This is a genomic window from Paraliobacillus sediminis, from assembly GCF_003426055.1.
Genome location: NZ_QJSI01000003.1, coordinates 1,216,500 through 1,225,527, shown reverse-complemented (window position 1 = coordinate 1,225,527; position 9,028 = coordinate 1,216,500). Strand labels below are relative to the sequence as shown.

The window sequence follows — 9,028 nt, the reverse complement described above, 5'->3', positions numbered from 1 at the left end:
AGATGAGACTTCTCATCTTTTTAGAGTAAGATCCCTCAGAGACGATGAGGTTGATAGGTTCGAGGTGGAAGCGTGGTGACACGTGTAGCTGACGAATACTAATAGATCGAGGACTTAACTATAATATTTTATGTTGTCTTGTTGTAATTCTTATCTAGTTTTGAAGGTACATGAACTTCAAAATGGTTTAGTGACAATAGCGAAGAGGTCACACCTGTTCCCATGCCGAACACAGTAGTTAAGCTCTTCAGCGCTCATGGTAGTTGGGGCTTTGCCCCTGCGAGAGTAGGACGTCGCTAAGCAAATGTAAAAACATCTATTACCTCTTGGTATTAGATGTTTTTTTGTGGTACCTTGTCCAATAATGTTGGTAAAGAATAATTATCGATGAAGCGATCAATAATAATCTTTGCCTTAGGAAATAGTTCTTTTATTAAGCTGACATAGCCTGCATTCATATCGATTGTGCCTCTGCAGCCTTAATAAGCACCTGTGCTTTACTGGTATAAGCGACAAAACAATGTGCTTCAACGATAGGCGTTTTGGCAGTAAAACTTGATCCACATCCCTTACACATAAAGCGTTGTTTCTTTAACCGTAAGTAGGTTGGATGCGTTCCTGACATTGGGATAGTGATCCGCGATGTTTGTTTTCCATTTTTATAGATAAAGACGTCTTCTTTCTTCCTGGAACATTTTGGACAATGTGATGGGTCATAGGTTAAGTCTGCTTGTACTATATTACATGTCTGTACTTTATATTTTTCAAAACACACGCAATTTTTCTCGAAAATAATGTTTTTATCTTGAATATCTAGTAGTTTTCTTATATCATGTGACATAGACAAGTGAGCTTTTTGGAATTTGGTTTTCGTCGACTACTATTCTACAGGGAAACTCACTTGTTTTCTATTTATATAGAAAAATAACGCTAGTGAGTTTTCACTCACCAACGTCATTTCTTGTTCATCTTATTTCTAAAAAAATATAGTATGTATCCTATATTTTTTAGATAACTTCCCAAGATGCGTGCATTCCAGCAACTCTTCCTGTTACGAGTGCAGAGGTTATGTTATAGCCACCTGTGTACCCATGTATATCTAATATTTCACCGCAAAAATATAAACCATGCATCATTTTTGACTGCATTGTATTTGGTACAATTTCTTTAATAGAAACACCCCCACCAGTTACAAACGCTTTTTCAATTGGCTGACTATCATATATTTGAAATTGAAAATACTTTAAGTCGTGTACAAATGAAATAATCTTTTCCCGGGAAATATTGGCTCCTTTTATATCAGATTGAATGTCGTTTTTAGAAAGCAAATAATCTAAGTATCTCTCAGGTACAATACCTTTCAAAATGTTCCGAACAGTTTTTTTTGAATTATCATTTAAGTTAGAGGTTATCTCCTCCAATAATTTTTCTTCCTTTTGATCAGGTAAAGCATCAATTTCCATTATTACGTTTTTAGCGCCTTTTCGTAATTCTTTAACAACATATTGTGAACAGCGTAAAACCGCAGGACCTGATACACCAAAATGGGTAAAAAGCATGTCCATTCGATGTGTAATGATTTTTTTACCTTTTGGATTTAAGACAGATAAATTAACATCTCGTAATGCTAATCCTTGAAGAAGTTTATTTTGTATAAAATTTTCACTTGAAAGTAGTGGAACTTCAGTTGGGTATAAATCTGTAATTGTATGTCCAGCGTTTTCTGCCCATTTATAACCGTCACCTGTTGAACCTGTATATGGAACTGCTTTTCCCCCTACTGCAATTACTACGGCTTTTGATTGTATTTTTTCTCCTGTTTCTAATGTGATTATGTGTTCCTTATCACCATAGTCAACAGCAAAAACAGGAGCATTTTTTTTAATAGTAACTTTAAAGTCATCTAATTGTTTTAACAAAGAGTTCACGACATCCTTGGCAGAATTACTAACAGGAAACATACGCCCATGATCTTCTTCCTTTAATGGAACATCAAGGCTTTCAAAATAATCAATAATGTCATAGTTATTAAAAACTGAAAAAGCACTATATAAAAAACGACCATTTCCTGGAATGTGTTTTATTAATTCATCTTGAGGTAATCGGTTAGTTACATTGCAGCGCCCACCACCGGATATTGCGAGTTTTTTTCCTAATTTGTTTCCTTTATCAATTAATAAGGTTTTTGCTCCATTTTCTGCTGCAGCAATAGCTGCCATTAAGCCAGAAGGACCTCCTCCAATTACGGTAACATCGTAAGTCATACCACTCATCCTTTCGCGAATAAATCTTTCCAAGTTTATGTTTTGATTACTTTTAACAAATCTATGTAAGAACATACTTCATATTAGCTGATATTGTTGCATTTGTGAACCTTCATTATTATTCAATAATAAAATTTAGTGTCAAATACTATCAGATTTTTGTATCTATGATAAAATAGTAACATTCGATTATAAAAGAAATTAAGGTGAACTCATGTCAAAGTCAACTATATTACGAGGAACAATGTTATTAACAGGCGCTACGTTCTTTTCGAAACTTATTGGAATGATCTACACGATTCCGTTTGAAAGCATGGTAGGTTCTGGTGGTGGTCAATTATATAGTGTTGCATATGTACCATATAGTATATTTATTAGCTTATCTACAGTAGGAATACCATTGGCAGTTTCGAAGTTTGTTTCTAAATATAATTCACTAGGCGATTATCAAACAAGTAGAAGGATGTACAAGCTTGGTTTACGCTTTATGGCAGTTATGGGTATAATCGCATTCTTAGTTATGTTTTTTGGTGCAGAAGTATTAGCAAAAATATCAATTTCTAAAGATTCGGAAATAACAGTTGCTGACGCTACATCGGTAATAAAGATGATTAGTTTTGCTTTAATAATCATACCCGCAATGAGTATCACAAGGGGATTTTTTCAAGGACATCAATCAATGGGACCAACTGCTATTTCGCAGGTTATAGAGCAAATTGTACGAATTGTCTTTTTATTAGTTTCTGTATTTTTTATTATAGAAGTAATAGGTGGAACTACTGCTAATGCGGTTGGTTTTGCAACATTTTCTGCCTTTATTGGTGCAATCGCATCTGCGCTGGTTTTGTTCTGGTATTGGAAGAAAAGAAAACCTTATTTAGATAAGGAAATGAGTCAGCAAGTAAAAACATATGATATACCTACAAAAACGTTATTTAAAGAATTATTTCGCTATGCAGGTCCATTCGTATTAGTAGGGCTTGCGATTCCTCTCTATCAACAAATTGATTTAATAATGTTAGATCGAACACTGGCATCGCTTGATTTTGATGAGTTAGTAAGAAGTAACGCTATTGCTACGATTACATTATACGGTCATAAAATTGTGATGATACCAATAACATTGGCTACTGGCTTATCTTTAGCAACATTACCCGTATTAACAAAATCATTTGTAGATAATAAAAAGGGTGAAGTATTTAAACAAATTAATCAATCATTACAAATTATTATGTTATTGATCTTACCAGCTGTAGTAGGTATGTCTTTATTAGGTAATGAAATATGGGGAGCTTTCTATGGCGTAAGTGATTTTATTGAATTTAATGGATCATTATTGAGCTGGTATGCTCCAGTGGCCTTATTTTTTGGTCTTTTTGCGGTCACAGCTTCCATTTTACAAGGTATTAATCAACAGAATTACGCAGTTATTAGTTTGATTGCAGGTATTATTTTAAAAGTATTGCTAACAATTCCATTACTGCATCTTATGGGACCAAAAGGCGCAGTAATAGCAACGTTGATTGCATCACTTGGAACAGTTAGTCTGAACATTTGGCGTATTAAAGCATCAATTCAATTTCCGCTTCGTCAACTTATTAAGCGTAGCATGCTTGTATCTATTTTCACGATAATTATGGCTATTGTTGTCTTAACTAGTAAATGGCTGCTTAGTTTTTGGATTACCTATCAAGATGGAAGACTAGAGAATGTTTTCATATTATTTGTTACGGTAACAGTTGGTGGATGTGTATATTTATGGCTTAGCTATAAATCCACATTATTAGAACGTGTTTTAGGTGGAAGAATTGGATTTATCGATAAAATTACTAGAAGAAAAAATTCTTAAAGGAGTTATCATGCATGCGAATTGATAAGTTATTAGCAAATATGGGGTTCGGTAGTAGAAAAGAAGTAAAACAGTTATTAAAAAAAGGTAGTGTAAACCAAAACGATATTGTAATCAAAGATGGCAAGCAACAAGTAGATCCTGAAAAAGATAACATTACTATATTTGGAGAGCAAGTTGTCTATAAACCCTTTGTCTATTTTATGCTTCACAAACCAGCAGGTGTCATAACAGCGACAGAGGATAGTCGAGAATCAACGGTTATCGATTTATTAGAAGCCGATGACCTAGTTCTTGAGCCTTTCCCTGTAGGTAGGCTAGATAAAGATACAGAGGGATTATTGTTGATAACAAATGATGGAAAACTAGCGCATCAGTTGTTATCACCTAAAAAAAATGTTGGAAAGACCTATTATGCAATTATTGAGGGGAAAGTAACGGAAGATGATGTAGAAGCTTTTTCTCAAGGCGTAACGTTAGATGATGGATATCTAACAAAACCTGCAATTTTGACAATCTTAAAAAGTGATACAGAATCTGAAATACATGTTACGATTACAGAAGGAAAGTTTCATCAAGTAAAAAGAATGTTCGAAGCAGTTGATAAATATGTTACGTACTTAAAACGGATTTCAATGGGAGAATGGCAATTAGATAATGATTTAGAAAAGGGAGAATATCGAGAGTTATCGATACAGGAGTTAGAATACTTACAGGCTTTAACGGTGAAAAAGTAGAATTATTTTAATCAAAAAAATAAGCTGACATATATATAGTCAGCATTGATAATATAATGATATAGTTTTACGAAATCTTAACTTTCTTTTTCGTTACTTTCCATCTCCCACGGTTGGGACTAGTCACAAGACCATTATACTCCAATACATTCAGGTCTCTTTGAACTGTTCGATCAGTGATACCAAATTCTTCGGCAATCTCTGTTGTCGTGACAGGCTCGTTTTCTCTAATAAATAGATAGACAGCCTTAACTCTTGTAAGCATTCGGGTTGTTGAATGATTCAAAAAACCACTCCTTAATGATATCATTAGACTTGTGGTGAAGCTGAACCTTGAATATATTATAGTTGTATTTTACACCTTTTGATTAAAAAACGCCAGTATTTCACGATGAATTTACAAACAATTTAGAAAATAGTACGAACATTGTTCAAAAAGGGGAATCAACGGATGTTCATAATAAAAAAAATCATGCGTAAAATGATTCAAATTAGTAATATTACTTTATTAATAGCTAGTTTAAGTCTAGTTCTAACTGCTTCATTACTAATTGTTATAGTTGAGCAAGAAACTTTTCCAACCATTTTTGACGGGTTTTGGTGGGTGATGACAACAGTAACAACAGTCGGATATGGTGACTACTTTCCCATATCGATTGGAGGACGCTTGATTGCGTTATTCTTATACATATTTGGGATAGGAATTATTGGAGTTGCGATTGGTAAAGTTGTTGATGGTTTTGCAATTTTTCGTAGAAAAAAAGAAAAGGGTGATATTGTGTACAATGAGAGCAATCACTATATTATTATAGGGTGGTCACAAAAGGCGAAGTTTGCTATAAAGGAAATGTTAGATACATCGGATAAAATAGAAATTGTTATTATAGATGATTTAGAAAATGCTCCGATCTTGGCAGAAAATATTCATTACATTAGAGGTCAGGCATCTGAAATTGAAACGTTAGAGAAGGCAAATATTTCAAAGGCAAAAGCCGTGTTAATATTTGCTGATGATACGATAAATAATGATCAATTAGCCGATGGTAAAACGTTATTAATTGCATCTGCTATCGAAGCATTTGCACCAGATGTACACACGATTGTTGAAGTAATGGAAGAAGCACATATTAAGAGTTTTGAATTCATGAAAATTGATGAGTTTATTGTATCGAACGAAACGATTTCTTCTTTATTTGTTCGTTCAGCATTTCGTAATGGTATTTCTAATGTATATGGACAATTACTACGAAGAAAATATGGAGATGATTTATATTTTGTGCCAATGTCGCCAGCATGGATAACATATCGAGATGCATTTGAGGCCTTATTAAAACAGGGAGCTACATTGATTGCAGACCGTGATAATTTAGGAGTTAATCGAATGTTAGATAAAGATATTCCTGTTGATGCAGAGTTATATGTCATTTGTGATCAAATAACAATAAACAAAATTCTTTAATCAATTTTAAAAGGAGTTTGACTTATATTATGACAACAAATTCACATTATTTTTTTGCTATTCCTTTGCCGTCGGAAATCAAAAAAAGGCTATATGAAAAGCAGCAAAAACTTAAAGAGCAAAAAAGTATTGCATATCATAATTGGACAAATTTTGAAGACTTTCATATTACGTTAACATTCCTTGGACATATGAATGAAGAGGTTAAAGAAAAATTAATCAAATCGATAGAAGAGCTACGTCTAGCTCCCTTTGAATTATCAATCGGAAAATTAGGTTGGTTTGGTTTGAATAGCAGACCCCGTGTATTATGGATTGGTGTTGAAAAGTCACCATCGTTACGAATGCTACAGAAACAAATTGCAAACATTGCAGAACAAAATGGTTTCAAGCAGGATCGTCGAGCTTATCTTCCACATATTACCCTGGCTAAAAAATGGCATACTGGTAAAATAGAAGAAAAACAACTTGAACAATTTCAAACAATGATTTCAGAACAATGGATGGTCAAAGTTGATCACTTTGTTTTATATAAAATTAATCCAAATCTTACACCAAGATATCAAATCGTAAGCAAATTTAAATTGTGATGGGGTGAAATAATGGCTCAATTAATCAAATTAGAAAATTATATATCAAGGTATCAAAGAGATACCTTTCATTATCCAGGCCAGTTTATTCGATTAAAACAAGAAAATTGGAGGAAGCTTGTTCAAACATGGGAATATCAATTAGCAAATCCAATACCTGTTGAAACGGAAGAACAAGATGAAGGCACAAGTTTTTCAAATTGGAAACATTTTTTTCAGCGTAGAGAACATTTAGATGATGATCTGCCAAGTGGTGAGGAAGATGAAGTTTTACCTAAATTAAAGACAGAGTTGAAACAATATTATTTAGACACTTTATTACCTTTTCAATTAAAATGGGCATCCACAACGATTAATCAGATGTCTTTTTTAGATCGTACATATCACGATGATTTAATTTTAAAATATTTTTTACAACGGTTTCCCGATACCTTTCTTTTATTATATCATCCTGTTTTTCAATTAAAAAATGCAACTTTAGATGGAGATATCATATTAATAACGCCAGTAGGAATTGATATTATACGTTTAGTGGAAAAAGAAGCAACAGAACGCATAGTGGCTGGTGATGATCGCACGTGGTATACTGAAGAAAAAGATGTTCAAACCCGTTTTCTAAGCCCGATGTTATCTTTAAAGCGAACGGAGAAGGTTGTGAAAAGCATTCTATCTGCAAGTGATGTTAGTTTACCGATTAAAAAAATAGTTTTATCGAGAACAAATAATATTGACTTTTATACTGAACCATACCTAACAAGTTATATTGGGAAAGAACAACATGAGAACTGGTTAAGTGAAAGAAGAAATTTTGTTTCTCCTTTAAAACACAATCAATTAAAAGTAGCGGAAATAATCTTACAATATTGTGATACTGTTGCAGTTAGAAGGCCTGAATGGGATATAAATGAATCCGAAGATTTCACATCGTGATCATTTTACAAATTTTTTTCTTGATATTTTACCCCTATATGCGTTAATCTAAGTTTACCGTCTTTTTTTGAACGTGTAAGGAAAAAAGTGAAAGTTTGATGGAATGGAAGGTGAAAGACGTGCAAGATATTCTTGGTGAAGAATGGATAATCGCATCGGCCGGTGGATCATCTGGTGAAGCCTATTATGCGCAAAATAAGAATAAACGTCTTTTTCTAAAGCGTAATTCATCCCCTTTTCTAGCTGTTTTATCAGCTCAAGGAATCGTCCCTAAGTTAGTGTGGACAAAACGTTTAGAAAATGGTGATGTCATTACAGCTCAGGATTGGTTAGCAGGTAAAGAGTTAAATCCAGAGGAAATGCAACATCCAACAGTAGCAAATTTATTGAGTAAAATTCATTATTCTACTGAATTATTAGATATGTTAACCCGAATGGGGAAAAAACCGATAGATCCCAAACAAATTTTACAAGATATAAAAAGACAGTTTATGGATCGTCAAAACACGATTATACCTGTTGTTATACATCAAGCTTTTAAATATTTAGAAGATAAACTTGATCTAATGTATGGCGTGAAGCAAATGGTTTGTCACTGTGATTTAAATCATAATAATTGGCTGTTATCTGATGTTGGACAGTTATATTTAATTGATTGGGATAATGCTGAAATTGGAGATGCTGCTATTGATTTAGGTATGTTACTGCATTGGTATATTCCTGAATCAGATTGGGATAGTTGGTTAGAAAACTATGGTGTAGACAATAATAATAATCTTATTACACGTATGCACTGGTATATGATGATTGAAGTTATTTCTAGTTACAATCAGCATCAAAGAGAAGCCGCTCAACAATTAGAAGAGTTGAGACGACTATTAGATAGAGCGTTTAGCTATAAGAAGTAGGTATATTTTGTATCCAATTTTGTAAATTTGTTTGATTTGTAGTAATATGTTGTTCAAGATTTTGAGCAATTTCTCCTTGGTGTCCGTAATTATATATTTCAGGTAAAAGCTGAGTCAACCGTTGATCATCTACTGATTGATTCGCCATTAAAGATTGGACAAGTCTTTTTATTTGTTGGCATTCAGCTATACTACCAGTTGTATCTTCTGCTTGTTCGCTAAGCAAATCGACTAATATATTCAATTGATCATAGGTATTTAATGCCATTGATTATCCACCACCTTTACGTG

The 9,028-nt window shown here is 33.3% G+C and carries 11 protein-coding genes and 2 rRNA genes; 8 read left to right on the top strand and 5 right to left on the bottom strand.

The annotated features are described in order from the left end of the window. Positions 1-122 (top strand): 23S ribosomal RNA (locus D2K60_RS19000); the annotation flags it as partial. Positions 123-186: 64 nt separating this feature from the next. Continuing rightward, positions 187-302 (top strand): 5S ribosomal RNA (gene rrf, locus D2K60_RS18995). A 30-nt stretch (positions 303-332) separates the two neighbouring features. Here rrf and D2K60_RS18990 read toward each other — a convergent pair. The 3 genes from D2K60_RS18990 to D2K60_RS18980 all read right to left on the bottom strand — a co-directional run bounded on the left by D2K60_RS18990 (position 333) and on the right by D2K60_RS18980 (position 2,264). Continuing rightward, positions 333-458, bottom strand: coding sequence for a transposase (locus tag D2K60_RS18990; protein WP_117170666.1), 126 nt, complete (start codon positions 456-458; stop codon positions 333-335). Next, the gene (locus D2K60_RS18985) at positions 455-841 is read right to left on the bottom strand and encodes a transposase family protein (RefSeq protein WP_117170664.1); all 387 of its coding nucleotides are present in this window, start codon (positions 839-841) and stop codon (positions 455-457) included. The genes D2K60_RS18990 and D2K60_RS18985 overlap by 4 nt, the downstream gene beginning before the upstream one ends. A gap of 166 nt (positions 842-1,007) precedes the next feature. Next, positions 1,008-2,264 (bottom strand): BaiN/RdsA family NAD(P)/FAD-dependent oxidoreductase, encoded by a 1,257-nt coding sequence (locus tag D2K60_RS18980; RefSeq protein ID WP_117170662.1) that lies wholly within the window; start codon positions 2,262-2,264, stop codon positions 1,008-1,010. A 214-nt stretch (positions 2,265-2,478) separates the two neighbouring features. Here D2K60_RS18980 and D2K60_RS18975 point away from each other — a divergent pair, with 214 nt between their 5' ends. Beyond that, positions 2,479-4,113 (top strand): putative polysaccharide biosynthesis protein, encoded by a 1,635-nt coding sequence (locus D2K60_RS18975; RefSeq protein WP_117170660.1) that lies wholly within the window; start codon positions 2,479-2,481, stop codon positions 4,111-4,113. 14 nt (positions 4,114-4,127) lie between these two features. Then, positions 4,128-4,850 (top strand): pseudouridine synthase, encoded by a 723-nt coding sequence (locus tag D2K60_RS18970; RefSeq protein ID WP_117170658.1) that lies wholly within the window; start codon positions 4,128-4,130, stop codon positions 4,848-4,850. A 67-nt stretch (positions 4,851-4,917) separates the two neighbouring features. Here the strand turns inward: D2K60_RS18970 and D2K60_RS18965 are convergent, their stop codons facing one another. Then, on the bottom strand, positions 4,918-5,136 hold the full coding sequence (locus tag D2K60_RS18965; protein ID WP_117170657.1) for an HTH domain-containing protein: 219 nt from the start codon (positions 5,134-5,136) through the stop codon (positions 4,918-4,920). 165 nt (positions 5,137-5,301) lie between these two features. Between D2K60_RS18965 and D2K60_RS18960 the strand changes: the two genes are divergently transcribed. The 4 genes from D2K60_RS18960 (at position 5,302) to D2K60_RS18945 (ending at position 8,737) form a co-directional block, all read left to right on the top strand. Further along, positions 5,302-6,309 carry an ion channel gene (locus D2K60_RS18960; protein WP_117170656.1) on the top strand — a complete coding sequence of 336 codons (1,008 nt, stop codon included), beginning with the start codon at positions 5,302-5,304 and terminating at the stop codon, positions 6,307-6,309. Positions 6,310-6,338: 29 nt separating this feature from the next. Continuing rightward, positions 6,339-6,899: an RNA 2',3'-cyclic phosphodiesterase gene (gene thpR / locus D2K60_RS18955; RefSeq protein ID WP_117170655.1), complete on the top strand. Its 561-nt coding sequence runs from the start codon at positions 6,339-6,341 to the stop codon at positions 6,897-6,899. Positions 6,900-6,911: 12 nt separating this feature from the next. Then, the gene (locus D2K60_RS18950) at positions 6,912-7,829 is read left to right on the top strand and encodes an NERD domain-containing protein (protein ID WP_117170653.1); all 918 of its coding nucleotides are present in this window, start codon (positions 6,912-6,914) and stop codon (positions 7,827-7,829) included. Positions 7,830-7,927: 98 nt separating this feature from the next. Continuing rightward, positions 7,928-8,737 (top strand): phosphotransferase family protein, encoded by an 810-nt coding sequence (locus D2K60_RS18945; protein WP_240335351.1) that lies wholly within the window; start codon positions 7,928-7,930, stop codon positions 8,735-8,737. Here D2K60_RS18945 and D2K60_RS18940 read toward each other — a convergent pair. Beyond that, on the bottom strand, positions 8,721-9,005 hold the full coding sequence (locus tag D2K60_RS18940; RefSeq protein WP_117170651.1) for a YtzH-like family protein: 285 nt from the start codon (positions 9,003-9,005) through the stop codon (positions 8,721-8,723). The two genes, D2K60_RS18945 and D2K60_RS18940, sit on opposite strands and share 17 nt — an antisense overlap. Positions 9,006-9,028 lie beyond the last annotated feature (23 nt).